The 15428-nt window shown below is 71.0% G+C and carries 15 protein-coding genes; 6 read left to right on the top strand and 9 right to left on the bottom strand.

The genetic code is table 11. From position 1 onward, the window contains the following. Positions 1–154: 154 nt before the first annotated feature. The gene (locus IT371_22705; GenBank protein ID MCC6750493.1) at positions 155–1201 is read right to left on the bottom strand and encodes a ketopantoate reductase family protein; all 1047 of its coding nucleotides are present in this window, start codon (positions 1199–1201) and stop codon (positions 155–157) included. 155 nt (positions 1202–1356) lie between these two features. After that, on the bottom strand, positions 1357–2748 hold the full coding sequence (locus tag IT371_22700) for a DNA photolyase (GenBank protein ID MCC6750492.1): 1392 nt from the start codon (positions 2746–2748) through the stop codon (positions 1357–1359). A 94-nt stretch (positions 2749–2842) separates the two neighbouring features. On the opposite strand from IT371_22700, the gene IT371_22695 reads away from it, so the two are divergent. Beyond that, the gene (locus IT371_22695; GenBank protein MCC6750491.1) at positions 2843–3622 is read left to right on the top strand and encodes a hypothetical protein; all 780 of its coding nucleotides are present in this window, start codon (positions 2843–2845) and stop codon (positions 3620–3622) included. A 124-nt stretch (positions 3623–3746) separates the two neighbouring features. On the opposite strand, the gene IT371_22690 is transcribed toward IT371_22695, so the two are convergent. The 4 genes from IT371_22690 to IT371_22675 all read right to left on the bottom strand — a co-directional run bounded on the left by IT371_22690 (position 3747) and on the right by IT371_22675 (position 7813). Further along, a complete protein-coding gene (locus tag IT371_22690; GenBank protein ID MCC6750490.1) occupies positions 3747–4310 on the bottom strand; it encodes a hypothetical protein in 564 nt (187 codons plus the stop codon). Between the two features lie 78 nt (positions 4311–4388). After that, a complete protein-coding gene (locus tag IT371_22685; GenBank protein ID MCC6750489.1) occupies positions 4389–4760 on the bottom strand; it encodes a hypothetical protein in 372 nt (123 codons plus the stop codon). Positions 4761–5061: 301 nt separating this feature from the next. Further along, the gene (locus IT371_22680; GenBank protein ID MCC6750488.1) at positions 5062–5670 is read right to left on the bottom strand and encodes a hypothetical protein; all 609 of its coding nucleotides are present in this window, start codon (positions 5668–5670) and stop codon (positions 5062–5064) included. A 163-nt stretch (positions 5671–5833) separates the two neighbouring features. After that, positions 5834–7813 carry an oligopeptide transporter, OPT family gene (locus IT371_22675; GenBank protein MCC6750487.1) on the bottom strand — a complete coding sequence of 660 codons (1980 nt, stop codon included), beginning with the start codon at positions 7811–7813 and terminating at the stop codon, positions 5834–5836. Positions 7814–7927: 114 nt separating this feature from the next. Here IT371_22675 and IT371_22670 point away from each other — a divergent pair, with 114 nt between their 5' ends. The 3 genes from IT371_22670 (at position 7928) to IT371_22660 (ending at position 9706) form a co-directional block, all read left to right on the top strand. Then, complete coding sequence (locus tag IT371_22670) at positions 7928–8176, top strand: hypothetical protein (protein ID MCC6750486.1); 249 nt, start codon at positions 7928–7930, stop codon at positions 8174–8176. A gap of 21 nt (positions 8177–8197) precedes the next feature. Then, complete coding sequence (locus IT371_22665) at positions 8198–8500, top strand: redoxin domain-containing protein (GenBank protein ID MCC6750485.1); 303 nt, start codon at positions 8198–8200, stop codon at positions 8498–8500. A gap of 234 nt (positions 8501–8734) precedes the next feature. After that, a complete protein-coding gene (locus IT371_22660; GenBank protein MCC6750484.1) occupies positions 8735–9706 on the top strand; it encodes a hypothetical protein in 972 nt (323 codons plus the stop codon). Positions 9707–9849: 143 nt separating this feature from the next. Here IT371_22660 and IT371_22655 read toward each other — a convergent pair whose 3' ends face one another. Next, a complete protein-coding gene (locus tag IT371_22655) occupies positions 9850–10119 on the bottom strand; it encodes a hypothetical protein (GenBank protein MCC6750483.1) in 270 nt (89 codons plus the stop codon). Between the two features lie 245 nt (positions 10120–10364). On the opposite strand from IT371_22655, the gene IT371_22650 reads away from it, so the two are divergent. Together IT371_22650 and IT371_22645 are read left to right on the top strand one after the other, a co-directional pair. After that, positions 10365–11759, top strand: coding sequence for a hypothetical protein (locus IT371_22650; protein ID MCC6750482.1), 1395 nt, complete (start codon positions 10365–10367; stop codon positions 11757–11759). A 4-nt stretch (positions 11760–11763) separates the two neighbouring features. Then, positions 11764–12498 (top strand): hypothetical protein, encoded by a 735-nt coding sequence (locus IT371_22645; GenBank protein MCC6750481.1) that lies wholly within the window; start codon positions 11764–11766, stop codon positions 12496–12498. Between the two features lie 28 nt (positions 12499–12526). Here IT371_22645 and IT371_22640 read toward each other — a convergent pair whose 3' ends face one another. Beyond that, positions 12527–14188: an acetyl-CoA hydrolase/transferase family protein gene (locus tag IT371_22640; GenBank protein MCC6750480.1), complete on the bottom strand. Its 1662-nt coding sequence runs from the start codon at positions 14186–14188 to the stop codon at positions 12527–12529. A gap of 126 nt (positions 14189–14314) precedes the next feature. After that, positions 14315–15106, bottom strand: a complete 792-nt coding sequence (locus IT371_22635; protein MCC6750479.1) for a DUF4097 family beta strand repeat protein — start codon at positions 15104–15106, stop codon at positions 14315–14317. Between the last annotated feature and the right edge of the window lie 322 nt (positions 15107–15428).

The following is a 15428-nucleotide window of genomic DNA, read 5'->3' as shown; positions in this document are numbered from 1 at the left end:
CCCGAAGGGCTGTCGATGTAGGCGAACCGCCGACACGACGAACCGGACGCGCGCCGCGAGCGAAACGGCTGGAATGTAGGAGGCCTAAGGTTTGGCGGAGGAGGAGGTTGCCGCTGCGAGAAAGGTCGCCCCTGGCCCTGAGCCGGGCCCCGACTCAGAGAGCGGGGCTCGAGCCGGCGCCTCGGGATTGCGCGAAGAGCTCGGCCAGCACCGCACGACCGGGGACCAGCTCGCGCCGGGAGATGCGCCAGACCGCGTCGCAGATGGCCGCGTTGAGCGGCACGGGGACCTCGAGCCGCTTCGCGCGCGCCACGATCTCGCCGTTCAGAAAATCGATCGGGGGTGCGCTGCCGCGTTCGATGGCGCGCAGCATGGACGAGCGCAGCCGCCGGTAGCGCATCCCCACGGCCAGCAGCATGGCGTGCTTGCTCGCGAGGGCCAGCGAGCCGCGCTGCCGGCGCTCCTCCTCGGAAAGAGCGATCCACTCCAGGTCGAGCGTGCCGGCCACCTTCTCGAGGCGGACGCGGGCGCGGCGCGCGACCTCCACCACCTCGCTCATCACCTCGAGCGCCAGGCGCCGGATGTAGCGTTCGCGGACCAGCGTGCCGAGCCGCTCGCCGCTCAGCGTGCTCAGCGCCGAGGTAGTGCAGTTCAGGGCTAGCTTGCTCCAGCGCGCGCCCGTGAGGTTGCCCGTCTGCTGCACGGGACCGATGGCTTCGAGCCAGGTGGCGAGCTGCGCCAGCGCCGGGTCGGCCTCTCCGTCGAGGCGCCCGATGGAGAAGCCCCCCGAGGAGGTCCGGTCGAAAACGCCTGGCTCCACCATCGTCGCTCCCCAGGCCACGATGCCGCCGATCACGGGCACCTCGGGTCCGAGGATCTGGGCCACGCGCTCCTCGCACAGGCCGTTCTGAAAGCAGACCACGCGTGCGCGCGGGCTCAGGTAGGGTGCGGCCTGGCGCGCCGCGCTTTCCACGTCGGTTGGCTGCGTGGCCAGCAGCACCCAGTCGAAGGGGCCGGCCTCGGCGGGCACCGTGGCGTGGACCTGCCCGGGCACGTTGCGGCGCCCTCCTTCCCCCACGAGGCGGAAGCCCTGGGACCGGACCGCCTCGACCACCTCGCGATTGCGCGACACCGCGGCCACCGGCAGCCCCAGCTCGGCCAGGTGGGCGGCCACGACGCCCCCGATGCCGCCGCAACCGATCACGAGAATTCTGGGTTCCGCTTGCTGCATCGAGACGACCTCCGGGCCGTGGCGGCCGCGGGGCGGGGAGCAGCAAGGTTTGCACCAGCGCGTGCCGGGGACGGCTTCGGTCTGCTCTTGCGTCGTTGGACGGATCGCGCCCGACGCCGCGCCGGCTATTTTAGGAGGGTGGAGCCAGGGGAGCTGCCAACTTCGGAGGGCGGCGGATTCCGACGCGTCGCGCTAGCGCCCGGCGCGATGGCCGCGGTGAAGCTACCCGGCGGGAGTGCGGGCAATCCAAGCTTTCGTTGAATGCTCGCGTACATGTCGGAGAAGAACGCCTCGGCCGAGGGCGGCGAATCGCCGAAGACGCGGGTCCAGACGGGAGCCTCTTCCATGCACAGGTAGAAGGGCACCTGCCCGTGCCACGCGGACAGGGCGTCGTGGAGCGTGCCGAAGAGGGCCGCCTTGAGGTCCTCGGGGTAGGTCCATTTTCCGAGGGCGTCGGGGACCAGCGGCTGCTCGAGGATCTTGCTCTCTCCTCCCCGGCGGCGGATCTGCTGCACTACGCTGCGCGTCATGGTGAGGCTGCCCATCGAGACGAAGAGCACCTCGTCGGGATGGAAGCGCGTGACGAGTTCCTGGGCCACGGCGCGATACCCCGCGACCCAGCCTTCGTGCTCCAGCATGGGGTGGAAGTGGAAGCCGACCCGGCGACCGCGGTCGCAGAGGGAGCGGGCCGCGTCCAGCCGGCGCGCGACGGAGGCCGTGCGGTGCTCTTCGTGAGCCGCGAGCGCCTCCGTCGAGAGCGACCAGCTCGGCACGACGTTGGGCGGCGCCGCGTGCTCCAGGAAGTAGCGAACGTTGTCTGACTTGGTCTTCAGCTCGAGGAGCACGTTCGGGTGCGTGGTGGCGAAGGCGCAGAGCGCGTCCAGGATGTGGCCGCGATTTCCCCAGGCCAGCGCGTCCGAGGCCTGGCCCGTGCCCAGGTGATAGAAGCGCTGCGGGTCGAGGGGCAAGGCGGCGAGCTTGGCGGCGAGGTCGCGTTCCACCGCGACAGTGCCGTCACCGAAGGTCTGCACCGCGCAGTAGCTGCAGCCCATCGAGCAGCCGGCCACGGCGTCGATGGTGTGCAAGCCGCAGCAGAGGGTGTGCGTGGCGTGGGTCGGGCAGCGGCCGGCGGGCACGCCGGGGCGCGTGTCTTCGACGATGCGCAGGGGAGACAGCGTGGGCCCCGCGAGCGGCGTGGGCGGATAGACGTTCGGCGCCGCGGCGAGCTGGGCCAGGTGCGCGGCGAGCCGCGACAGCAGCGATTGCTTTTCTCGACGGAGATCGTCGCTGGAGGGCGCGGGGTCGAGCTGTTGCGCCCACCAGGCCGGCAGCGAGGCCTCGCGCCACATCTCGAGGTCGCGCGCGGCCTGGGCCACCTCGCGGAGCTCTTGAAAGGTGAAGCGGTAGCGCAGGGCCAGGCGCTCCACGAAGGCGCGGGTCTCGGGCGGCAGCGTCGAGAGGAGCGTGCGCGGCGCCAGCCGGGCGAGCTTGTCGGCGTAGGGCTCGGGGCGGCGCATGCGCGCACCATAGGACAACTCCTCGCCGTGGGCGAGCCGCGTCGGGCCCTTTCCTGGACGCTCGGGTGGGTTTGTGGGAAGGTAATCGGAGAGCATGCAGGCTGGCTGCTTTCCCCCAGAAACGGCACAGGGGCGGTTTCCGAGCCCCCGCCTGAGAGCGTTGACCTTCGGGGCGCTGCTCCTCGCCGGATGTCCGGGGGGGCGTGCGCCGGGCGCGAACCCTACGACCTGCCCGAAGATCCCGACCTGCAACTCGGCCTGCTGCGACGCGCAGCGCTATTGCATGGCGCAGTCCTGCGAGAACGTCGTGTGGTACTGCACGCGAAATACGAGCGGGCAGTATTCCTGGCAGTTGCCGAAGCCCACCTGCCTGGCGGGTCCGCGGGACGGGGGGAGTCTGTTTCCGGACGGGCCGCTCGCGGGAGACGGCGCGGGCCCGGGGGCCGAGGCGGGGCCGCCCTGCAGCGGGACCTCGTGCGGAGCGCACGCCTCGTGCGCGGCGACGGGATGCGTCTGCGAGGCGGGCTTCAAGAACGCCGATGGGAGCTGGGACAACGGCTGCGAGGCCGCGCAGGCTCCCTGCGATCCCATGAGCTGCGGAGGGTGCCCCGCGGGGTATTGCGGCGCGAACGCGGTGTGCAGAGACAACCAGAAGTGCCGGTGCGTGGGGCAGTGGCTCAATAGCGACGGCGATTGGGGGAACGGCTGCGAAGAGAACTCGCCCGCCTGCTCACCGACGAACTGCAACGCGTGCTCGACCGGGTACTGTGGCGCGCACGCGAACTGCAACCAGAACCGCTGCGTGTGCACGACCCCGGGCCAGGCGAACTGCGACGGTGACTGGAACGGGACGGGCTGCGAGTGCAAGCGATAGTTCGCCGGCGGGAAGGGTCAGCCCTGAGGGCTGAGCGCAGGGGCAGGAACTTGTGGCGCTGTGAGCACCGGAGCGCAGGCGCGACGACGCCTGACGGGATGCATCGTGGCCAAGGTGCCCATGTTTACCGGGGTGAAGGGGGGATGCCGTAAAGCGGCGCGATCCCTCCCTCGCGGGCGGGGCGGACGTCCGCCTTGGCGCCGTCGGAGACGCGGCTGTCGCGTATCCCGGCATCCTTGACCGTGGCAGCGTCTTTGGCGCTCGCAGCGTCTTTGGCGCTCGCAGCGTCCTTGGTGCTCGCGCCGTCTTTGGTGCTCGCGCCGTCTTTGGTGCTCGCGCCGTCGGAGCGAGCCGCGTCGCCTCCCTGACCATCGGTGCTTGCGCCATCCGTCGCCGAGGCGCCATCGGTCACGCTGACGCCCTGGTCGCTCGCGCCGACCTTGCGTTCATCGCAACCGCCGAGAGTCGCCAGGCCGAGCAGCGACGCGGCGAGCAGACCGCTGCGGCTCCGTGCGAACCGGCGCGCCGCCACGAGCAGGCCGCTTCCGTCGCTCGCCCCGTCACCGAGCAGGACCGCGCCGCAGCGATTGCAGCGCGCGGTGTCGATCGTCTCCTCGAGGCGCACGTGCTCCTGGCACTCCGGACAGCGCACGAGTCCTTGGCGAGAAAGGTAGAGCTCGCGAATCATCGGTCGATCTCCCGAGAAGCCTCGGCCGGCGTAGGTGCTCGCCGAGGGGGCTGGACCGACTATACACCGAGGCGTGACCTACTTGGTGTCGCTCTTCGTCGCGTCTTTGGCCGCGCCGTCCTTCGCGGCCGCGCCGTCGGCCTTCGCGGCGCCGTCGGCCTTCGCGGCGCCGTCAGCCTTCGCGGCGCCATCGGTCTTCACCGTGCCGTCGGCTCCGGCGCCCTTGTCGCCGGTCGCGCCCGTGTCAGCGGCCACGCCAGTGTCGGTGACCACGCCCGTGTCGCTCTTCGTCGTCCCTTTGTCGTCACAGCCACCTAGGCTCGTGAGCCCGAGGAGGGCGGCCGCCACGAGCGCGAGACCGCCGGTGGTGCAGCGACGCAGCAGCCCTGCACCGCTGCGCGTCCGAGGCTCCGTCGGAGTGTTGAGGTGGTCGTGCTGCGTGTACGTCATCTTGCTCCTCCTCACATTCTTCGTCCGTCGCGGACCAGCGAGAGCTCGAGCAAGGCGTGTGCCACACGAGAGCGCCCTCGATTCGGCAGACATTACGGTGCGTGCTTTCCGACGGGAGCTGGCCGGCTAGGACACGGACGTCGCGTCGCGAGGAGGCAATCTCCCCGACGGGGAAGCGCGATCACGCACCGACGTTCGTAGTTCTCGCTAGATGGATCGGACGAGAGAGGTGCTCGGACATTCGTGACGGCCTGGGGGTGTGACGCGCGTCGCAGCCGTGCGTTCAGAGCCGTCCGGAGAGCTACTGCAGCGGGACGACCTGTCCGCCGATCACGAGGTACGGCTGCGGGCGACCGCCACCGTAGCCCCAGGGCCCACCGGGGTTGCCTTCCATCCGCTCCATACGGCCGGAGGTCATGGTCGGCCCGGCAAGCGACGGCCGCGTTTCCTCGGTCCAGGTGGTGAGCCAGCGCGAGGCGTTGCGGTCCACCGAGCTGACCGACGTCTTGTAGCCGTTCGTGCTCACCGAGAAGCTCTGGTGCGCATCGGTCGCGAGCGGCTGCAGGGTCACGCCGAAGCCCTGCCCCGGCTGAATCACGGCCGAGCCCATCGACTGGCCGCGCCCGAAGAACTCGACGGTGATGGCGATGGCCGGGGTCTCGAGGCCGCCCGGACGCACGAAGGTTCCCTGCTGGACGCGCCGGACCTGCACGCGCTGCGACTCGCGCCGGAGCGCGGCGAAGGCCTGTCGGGCCTCGCGGGCCTCAGTGCGAGCCTGCGGGTTCTGCAGGCGCGTCTCGGCCATCGTCAGGTGCTGTTCGATGACGCGCAGGATGCGCGCTCGCGGCTGGGCCTGGGCCAGGCCGCCGCAAAGCACGACCAGCGCGGCGGCAAAAGATACCGTACGCATAACTCTCCTCCTGTTTCCGCCCTGGAAGAGAGCAGGAGTCGCGCCAGGCCGGAAGCGCCGCTAGCTGGCGAGAAACACGGGTTTCTCGTCGGTCGGCAGATCCCTTGGAGCGCGGGAAAATCGGAGGCGCTCCCCGAAATCACGCGAGCGCGCCGGGGGGAGGTCAGCTTTCTTGCCGCGAGAGGGCCTGCCGCACGAGGAGCACGCAGAGGAGCGCGAAGGCCCCGAGGGCGATGCCGTCTCCCCCGAGGCCCAGCCGCTCGTAGTAGTGGTGACCGAGGTCGAGCGACTTGGCCAGGCTCCCCCCGAAGCCGATGAGGAGCGCGATCGCGATGCCCGCCAGAGAGCCGCCCGCGACGAGGCCGGTGGCGTAGAGCATCCCCGGGCCCACCTCGCCCTCCTCGGGGGCCTTGCGGCGACGATCGGCCACGGCCTTCATCAGGCCGCCGACCCAGATGGGGGCGGTGGTGGAGATGGGCAAATAGGCGCCGACGGCCCAGGAGAGCGCGTGCGCGCCGGCGAGCTGCGCCATGAGCGCGGCGAACATGCCGACGAGGACCGGGCCCCAGGGGAGCTTCTGCGCGAGGAGCGCCTTGATGATCGTGGCCATCAGCGTCCCCTGCGGCGCGGGCATCTTGGCCGAGCCGATGCCGTGGAGCTCGCCGGGGACCGAGCGATCGAGGAGCAGCAAGGTGCCGCCGATCACCGCGACCGAGACGAGCACGCCGATGACGAGACCGATCTGCTGCTTGATCGGCGTGGCCCCGACCAGGTAGCCGGTCTTCAGGTCCTGCGAGGTCGCGCCCGCGTTGGCGGCGGCGATGCAGACGATGGCGCCGACCATCAGCGCGACCGATTGGTGCGCGTCGCTCGTCCACTTCAGCGAAACGAAAATCAGGCAGGTACCCATCAGCGTGGCAATGGTCATCCCGGAGATGGGGTTCGACGAGCTCCCGATGATGCCGACGATGCGGCTCGAGACGGTGACGAAGAAGAAGCCGAAGACCACCACCAGGAGTGCCATCAGGAGCGAGCCCGGGAAGGACCCCGGCAGGCTGGGCAGGAGCGCGAGGATCAAGACCAGCGCGAGCGCTCCGACGATCACGACCGAGATGGGCATGTCGCGCTCGGTGCGCAGACGCGAGGCGCTACCCCCCTGACCGCCACGGAGGTCGCGGATCGAATCGCGAAAGGAGGCCACGATGGTGGGGATGGTCTTGATGAGCGTGATCATCCCCGCGCAGGCCACGGCCCCCGCGCCAATGTAGCGAATGTAGGCCCGATAGATGTGCTCGGCGACGCCGTGGTTCGCGATCCACTTGTCGTCGAAACCGAGCGCGTGCAGGTCGGCGAGGCGCTGCGCCTCGGGGACGAAGAGGGAGATGAGCGGGATCAGCACGAGCCACGAGAGCACGCCCCCCGACACCATCTCGGAGGCGATGCGCGGTCCGATGATGTAGCCCACGCCGAGGTACTCGGGAGTGATCTCCCCCGAGACGGTGGCATTCGGATAGGCGGCGGTGGGCTTGGTCTGGAAGGTCGGCGTCTCCTTCCAGAGGCCGAAGACCCCCATGAGGAGCTTGTAGCCGATGGCGGTGTAGACGCCGGCGAAGACGCGCTTGGCGAGGTTCCCGCCCCGCTCGCCGACGATGAGCACCTCGGCGCAGGCCGTGCCTTCCGGGTAAGGGAGCTTGCCGTGCTCCTTGACGATCAAGCTGCGTCGGAGCGGCACCATGAAGAGCACGCCCAGAATGCCCCCCACGGCGGCCAGGATCATGATCTGGAAGTAGCGGAAGTACTGCTCACCGCCCGAGAGGAAGAGCAGCGCCGGCAGCGTGAAGACCACCCCCGCGGCGATCGATTCGCCGGCCGAGCCGATGGTCTGCACGATGTTGTTCTCGAGGATGGTGCTCTTGCCGAGGCGCTTGAAGACCGCGATGGAGAGGACGGCGATGGGGATCGACGCCGAGACGGTGAGGCCGGCCTTGAGCGCCAGGTACACCGTGGCCGCGCCGAAGATGATGCCGAAGATGGAGCCGAGCACGATGGCCTTGGCGGTGAACTCGGGGACCACCTGATCGGCCGGGATGTAGGGTTTCACCGCCGGCGGGTCGCTGGACCCGGGAGCGTGGGGATCGGACATCGCGCGGCTCCTTCGTCGAAGGCGCGCACAGTAGCACGAAGCGCGAGACAGGGTCGCGCGGGCCGTGCTAGTCCTCGCTCCATGCGTTCGATGCGTGCGCGATGGCTAATCGGAGTGCTGGCGGCGACGGCCGCGTGGACCGCCTGCCGAGGCTCGAGCCCGGGTCCGGCGGCGACGGAACCCGGCGCGAGCGGCGACGCGCAGGTCGAGCGGCATCGCCTGCCGAGCGGGCGCTTCAGTCGCCTTCGCACGCAGGCCCCCACGGGGCTCTTGCGATCGACCGACGGGGTGGGGTCGGTGCAGCTCGACCGGGCCTGGCAGAAAGGGCCCGCGGTGGTGGTCTTCTACAAGGGGCACCTCTGAAAGTCCTGCCAGCGGCAGCTCGTGCAGCTGCAAAGCCTCTACCCCAAGCTCCGCAGCCAGCGCGTCGCGCTCGTGCCGATCAGCACCGACCGCGTCGAGGAGAGCCAGAAGCTGAAGGAGAAGCTCGGGCTCTCGTTCGCGCTCTACAGCGATCCGCGGCGCTTCACGATCGAGCGCTGGGACGTGGCCGACCCCGACTCGAAGCTCGCGCTGCAGGCCACCTTCGTGATCGCCGAAGGGGGGCGCGTGGCGTTCCGGCACTACGGCCCGAGCGACGACGCGCTGCCGGGAAAGATCCTCGGGACGCTCGAGCGGTTGCCGTAGCTCGTGACCCCGAGAGAGGGGGCGGGCGGCTTGGCGCTGGTGCCACCTGGCACCGGATGGGTCGGGCCAATCCGGGGCCCGCGGTCGGGGGTGGGGACGGGAGACCGGCCCACAGAGCCGCCGCCGATCCTCGGGGAGCCACCGTCCTGCACGCTAACCTTACGATCTCGTTGACGCGGCGCGTGGCATGCCCCGTGCACTGACGGCGCGTAGATCGCCGGGAGCGAGGATCGCATGTGCAGGGGAGCTCTTCTGAGTATGGTGTTGCTCGCGCTGGGCGCGGGATGCGGTACCTCGGACGGAACGTCGCGTTGCCTCGGGGGAGACCCCGCCTGCACCGAACCGACGACGCCGCCATCCATCACCGAGCCGCCGACCGGTCCTGCGCCGGCCCGGGCCGTGCTGCAAACGGTGGTGAGCCAGGTCCAGCTCCCGCGCAGCGCGAGCGAGCACGCGCGCGACCTGGACGGTGACGGCCTGCCCGACAACCAGCTCGGCCGCATCCTGGGCGCCCTTTCGGCGGTGATGCCGCAGCTCGACGTGCAGGGCCTGCTCGACGGAGACATCCGCGCGGGGCGCATGCTCGTCCTGCACGAGGTCGTGGCGCCGGGGCTCAGCGACGGGACCCGCGGCGAGCTTCGCACCTACGTGGGCCGGCCGGTGGAAGGGGTGGGCCCGCAGCACATCTTCGACGGTGCCTCGACGCTTCAGCCGCTGCCGAGCATCGACGGCCGCACGAGCCTTCGCCTCGAAGTGCAGGGCGGGCGGCTGAGCGCGGGACCGGGCGATATGGTCGTGCCGTTCGTGCACCTGAACCCCGTCCCCGGCGGAGCGCCGGTGCTGCTGCCCCTCAAGCGGGTCACGGTGGAGGCCGACCTCGGCCCCGGGGTTCTCACGGGGGGCCGGATGACCGGTGCGATCCCCGTGCAGCAGATGGTGGATCGCGTGCTGCCCGTCCTCGCGAAGACGGTGAACGACACCTACCACATGGGCGGTCTGGAGGAGCAGGTGCGGACCGGCATTCGCAAGGCCTTCGACCCGAACGGGGACGGCCGCGTCACCGTCGAGGAGTTCGCCAACAGTCCGGCCGTGCTGCTCACGCTGCGCAACCCGGATGTGGACCTGGACGGCAACGGCGTGAAGGACGCGCTCTCCTTCGGACTGAGCTTCAAGGCGGTGCCCTGCAAGATCGACGCGGGACGCTAAGGGACGAGACATCAACGCGGGGTGGCCGAGTGGGCTGCTCTGGCGAGGAGGTGGACGGCCGTCGCGGCGTCGGGGTTCGCGGCGGCCGTTGTTTTTTTGCCCGATAGCGGCCGCGTCGCGGGTCGATCCAACGCGCGATCGATCTACCCCGAGATCGTGAAGGCCGTGAAGGCGGCGAAGGCGCGGGCCTCTTGCTCGACGCAGTCCCGCCCGAGGACGCCGAGCTCCACGAGCGTGTCGCCGACGCGACGCCCGCTCAAGTACGACGCTTGAAGCGCGCGGTAGAGCTCCCGCCGGCTGATGAGCTCGCGCCGCACCAGCCAGTCCCCGAAGCGGAGCGCTTCGGCGTCGTCGGGGTTCTTCGTTCCCACGTAGAGGCGTAACGGCGTGTGCTGTCGTTCGCGGCTGGTCATCCCGTGACCACGCCTTAGCGATCTTCGTGCCACCGTCCCCGGTACGCCGGCGCGGGCCTGCGGGGCGCGATTTCCGCCGGTTGAGGCGCGCGGCGTCTCTCGGGCCGGGGCCACAACCCCCCAGGATCCGGTCGCCCGAGTGGCGGCTCCGGCGGCCGGCCTCGACCCCGCCTCGGGACGCGTCGTGCGCACCCCGGCATCGGCGAGGTGCGCCGCGCGTCTTCGACCTGGTAGATTCCGCCCCGATGAGCGCACGTCGCGTCGGTCTGCTCCAGCTCCTCGCCGAGTCCACGGGCCTGAAGGTGGCTCTCTTCTTCGCGGCGATCGGGGCCGCGGCCGTCTGGGTCGCGAAGCGCGATCTGCGGCCCGACCTTAGACACCTTCACGCCACGATGCTCTCGGGGAGCCCGCGGGGGCACTACCACGCCCTCGTGGCGCAGGTGGCCGAGCGCGCCGCGAGCAAGCGCGGTCGCCTCACCAACCAGCCGACGCGCGGCTCGATCGAAAACGCGCGGCAGCTCGTCGAGGAGCGTCGCACCTGTCGGGCCCACTTCGCGCTCGTGCAGGACGGCCTCGATTGGCGCGATCACCCGGGGCTCGAGATCGTGGGCGTGCTGCCCAAGTCGGAGTCGGTCTTCTTCCTCGGGCGCGAGGCGGACCGGCTGATTTCGTTTGGCCAGCTCAAGGCCCTGCGCATCGGCGTCGGTCCGTCGGGTGGCGGGACCTCGCGCGTGGCGGAGCAGCTCTTCTCGCTGCGTGGGCTCTCGGGGCTGCGTCCCCGGCTTTCGCACCACGAGCTCGCGGATCAGCTCGCGCTCGTCGAGCGGGGCGCGCTCGACCTGGCGATGATGATCATCGACGAGGACGCGGCGCTCGTCGAGGAGGCGCTCGTTTTGCGCGGGCTCCAGGTGGCGAGCTTCGCGCAGCTCGACGTGGTGGCGAGGCGCCTGCCGTTCGCGCGCGTGGGACGCATCGGCGCCGGCCAGTACGATCCGGTGCACCTCGTCCCGCAGGTGGACAAGCGCGTGCTGCGCATCGACACGCTCGTGCTCGGCAACGGCTGCGCGTCGCGGTCGCAGACCGTGGGCCTGCTGCGCGTCCTCTCCGAGGTCTTCCCGGCCCTCGTGCGCCACAACAAGGAAGGGCCGTCGCACGCGGGTCTCCCCGTGGCGGCGGCGGCGCGCGCCTACTACGAGGGTGGCGGGCCCGACCTGGTGGACGAGTACGTTCCGTGGCTCGTGGACATCATGCCCACCAGCAACTGGGTCTACATCGTGATGGGGCTGTCGGTGCTCTTCAACGTGATGAGTTTCGGCCACCGCTTCCGTCTCTGGCGGATCGACGCGCGCCGGGTGCAGGTGGAGCAGCGGCTGGCGTCGCTCTTCCCCGGGGTGGCGGTGCCGGAGGAATTCGTGCGGCGGGCCGACGAGCTCGTGGTCACGGGTCCCGAGGCGTGCGCGGTGCTGACGGAGACGGGCGAGCGGATCGAGCGCCTGGCCGCGAGGTGCCGGCGACAGTCGCTCTCGATCCTCGTCCCGATGGGACAGGAGATGGCCTACCGCTACCAGGAGCAGCTCATGCAGCAGATGCTCGCCGCGCTGAGGAGCGTGCTTGGCCGCTCGGCGCCCTGCGCGGACTAGCGCGATGGTCGAGGCCTGCTGTCCCTATCCGAGCTGTCGCAGGTCCTTCGCCGTCGACGAGACGCAGCTCGGTCGCGGCGTGACCTGCCCCTGCTGCGGCAGGCCGCTCACCGCGCGGGAGGGCGCGATCTGGGAGGTGCTCGAAGCGCGGCAGGCGGAGGTGCGCGGGGAGGTGCGCGGCAGGCCCGCGCGGACCGAGGCGCGGCTTTCGCGGGCCGTCGCACGCGCGGAAGCAGGGTGGAGCGAGCAGAGCGTCGAGCCGCGCGAGGCTCCGTGCGAAGGGCTCACGGTGGCGCTCGACGGTCTTCGCAGCGCGGCGAACGTGGGGGCGGTCTTTCGCACCGCCGACGGGGCGGGCTTTGCGCGCGTGCACGTGACGGGGATCTCGCCCTTGCCCACGAACCGCCTCGTGCAGCGCGTCTCGCTCGGCGCCGAGCAGTACGTGCCGTGGGACTACCACGCGCGGATCGTCGAGCTCCTCGAGCAACGGATCGCCGAGGGGTTCGAGCCCGTGGCGCTCGAGCAGACCCCCGACGCCGTGCCGCTTCAGGACTTCGCGCTTCCCGCGCGGCTCCTGCTCGTCGTGGGGCACGAGGTCTCGGGCGTTTCGGCCGAAGCGCTCGCGTTCTGCCGGAGGCGGGTGTGCATCCCCATGGCCGGTCGGAAGGTCTCGCTCAACGCGTCGGTCGCGTTCGGAGTGGCGGCCTTCGCGCTCAGGTGGCGCATCCCGTCGGGCTGAGCGCGGGGGTCAGTGCGCCGCGCCGGGCTCAGTGCGCCGCGCGGGTGGCGGCCTTCTCGCGGCTCCGGGCCAGCTGCGCCTCCAGCGAGGCGGTGAGCTCGGCGCGAAAATCGGGGTGCGCGACGGCGATCAGAGCACGGGCGCGCTCGACCGCGCTCTTGCCGTCCAGCGCGGCCACGCCGTGCTCGGTCACCACGTACTTCACGTCGTGCATCGTGCTCGTCACCGCGTCGCCCTCGTTCAGGCTGACGACGATCTTGGACTCGCGCTTCCGGCCGCCCTGGCCGTCTCGCACCATCGCCGTCGAGCGCAGGGCGATGATCCCCATCCCGCCCTTCGAATGTAGCGCGCCGCGCATGAAGTCGAGCTGACCGCCGACGCCGCTGTACCAGGTGCCGTCCACGCGGTGCGCCGAGATCTGCCCGAGGAGGTCCACCTTCAGCGCGCTGTTGATCGCCACCACGTGGTCGATGCGGCTGATGCGGGCCGGGTCGTTCAGCTCGTCCACCGGGCGCGCGTCGAGCTTCTTGTTCTGGTGCACCCAGCGCAGAAAAGCCGCGTCGCCCATGCCGAAGGTGTAGCGCACCTTGCCGCGCACCTTCCCCGACTCGACGAGCTTCTGCGTCCCCGGCCCGATGAGCTCGGTACGAATGCGGCAGGCCTCGAGCCCGGCCGCCTCGGCCGCCATCTGCGCCACGGCGTCGGGGATGGCCCCGATGCCGAACTGGAACGACGGCATGGGTCCGAGGCCGAGCTTGCGCTTGGCGCGCTCCACGAGGCGTCCGAGGGCGGTCTTGGCCGGGGCCGGCTGCTTGCTCAGCACGAGCGAGAAGATGTGCCCGGCGATCTGCCGGTCGAGGCCGGTCATCTCGGCCGCGTGCGGGGCGGGCATCTCCTCGTCGGCCCGCACGAGGTAGTCGAGCTGGCTCACGTGCACGCGCGTCTTGCCGTGGGTCACGGGGAGGTGGCGGTTCACCTGCGCGATGACCAGGCGCGACTTCTCGAGCGCGGCCTGCGTGAAGCCGGCCGTCGGGCCGAGCGTCACGAAGCCGAGGCGGTCGGGGGGGCTGACCTCGAGCACGGCCACGTCGGACGGAATCGTGCCCTCGCGAATCATCCCCGGGATGCGACTGAACATCACGGGGATGAAGTCGCCGAGGCCCTGCGCGAGGGAGGCGCGGCTGTTCGGGCCGATGAAGAGCGAGTAGGGCTGGATGCGCCCTTCGGCGTCGAAGAGGGCGCTCGGGGCGTAGTTGGTCATGCACACGAGCTTCACCGGGCGCTCGGCGGAGAAGCCGCTCCCCGGGGTCGCCGCACGCTCCGCCAGGGCGGAGAGGAGCGCGAGCGGCGTGACCTGGCCCACGGGCACGATCACCCGGTCGCCGGGCTGGATCAACGCGGCGGCGGTCCTCGCGTCCACGTTCTTGGGCCGCACGGTGAGGGCCCGCACCACGCGCGAGACGAGGCCCCTCTTCCCCTCCGCGTGCGCGGCAGGGGCGATGCCCGGGAGGGGGGCGAGGCCGACCAGCGCGCCGAGAGCCAGGGCGGCCAGGGCCACGGCCGCCCGTCGAGAGGACGGCCCTCGTCGAAGTTCGGAGAGCCCCTGACCCCTGCCACCGCCGGAGTTGCCCACGAGAGGCTGACCTCCGAGGCGATGCGCCGTGAGATCCTTCGAGTTTGTGCTGGCCATGCCTGTCGGTCCTTCCGATCCCCGACAGGAGAAGTGCAGCTTGCTTGCCAGAGGTGCGCGCGGGGTGACCACCCGCCGAAGGCGCGGCGCCGCCACGTCGCCGGTCCGTCTATTTGACCGGCCCCTCTACTTCGGATGGAGCTCGATGGCCCCGTTCACGGTCCGCGCGACCAGGTTGGGGCCTCCCGCGCCGAGGCGCCCCTTGAGGTGCCGGCTGGACTTCTCGGCCTGCGACAGGGGCAGCGTGCTCCGGAGCTGGCCGGTGACGGTGGCCGCCTGCACCGTGGCCGAGGCCTTGCCGTCCACGTAGAGCTGCACCTTGCCGTTCACCGTGCTCACCCCCACGGCCTCCTTCAATGGCGCGACGAGCTGCAGCCGCACCGCGCCGTTCACCGTGCGCACGGCGATGCGCCCCGACAGGCCGCTGCCGCTCACCCCGCCGTTGACGGACTGCAGGTCGAGGGTCGCCCGGCCGACCCCGTGCACCTCGATCGGCCCGTTCATGGTGCGCGCGCTCACGGCCGTCAGGCGGCCGGCCACCTTGATCGGGCCGTTCAGCAGGGCGGCCGAGAACGACGCGTCGCTGGGCACGCGGAGCTGCACGAGCACCTTCACCCCGGTGCAGAGCCCCTCGGCCGAGCACTGGGCCTTGAGCCGCACCTGCCGGGCGTCGGCCGTCAGCTCCACCTTCAGCGCGGCGCGGGCGGCAGGGGTCCCCCCTTCTTTGACCACCTTGAGCTCGACGCGGCGCTGCTCGGCGCTGCTGGCGCGGATCTCTCCCGCGGGGCTCTGCACCTCGACGGTGGGTTGCTTGCCCACGTCGAGCGTTCGGCTCAGGCGGTCTCCCTCGAGCGACTCCGCGCCGGCGGGACGGATCAGCGCGGCCAGCAGACCGACGAGCAGGACGGTGCGTGTCACGGGGACTCCTCTGCTGAGGGACAATTGCACGCCCTATACCGCAACCCGCGGGTCCCTGGGAAGCGCCCGGCGGGGGAAGGCAGGGTGGTCGAGTTCTCGGAGATGGGGGTATGGAGGGGGCGGCGCGACGGGCAAGCGCCCCCTCGCGCACCGCCCCGCAGTCGTCGCGCGCCGTGGAGAGGTGGGATGGATGGTGCCGAGGAGGCCGTGGGGAGAGGAGGCAGGGGGACCTGCGAGAGGCGCGACGTGCGGGGCTGCGGACCTCCGGCGACAGCGCCCTGGCGGGCGCTGCTGCCTACGGACGCTGCGCTCGGGGGCCTTG

It is taken from the genome of Deltaproteobacteria bacterium (genome assembly GCA_020848905.1).
Lineage (GTDB): Bacteria > Myxococcota_A > Polyangia.
Note: the sequence above shows the minus strand (reverse complement) of the source record. Positions and strands in the feature narration are given on the sequence as shown.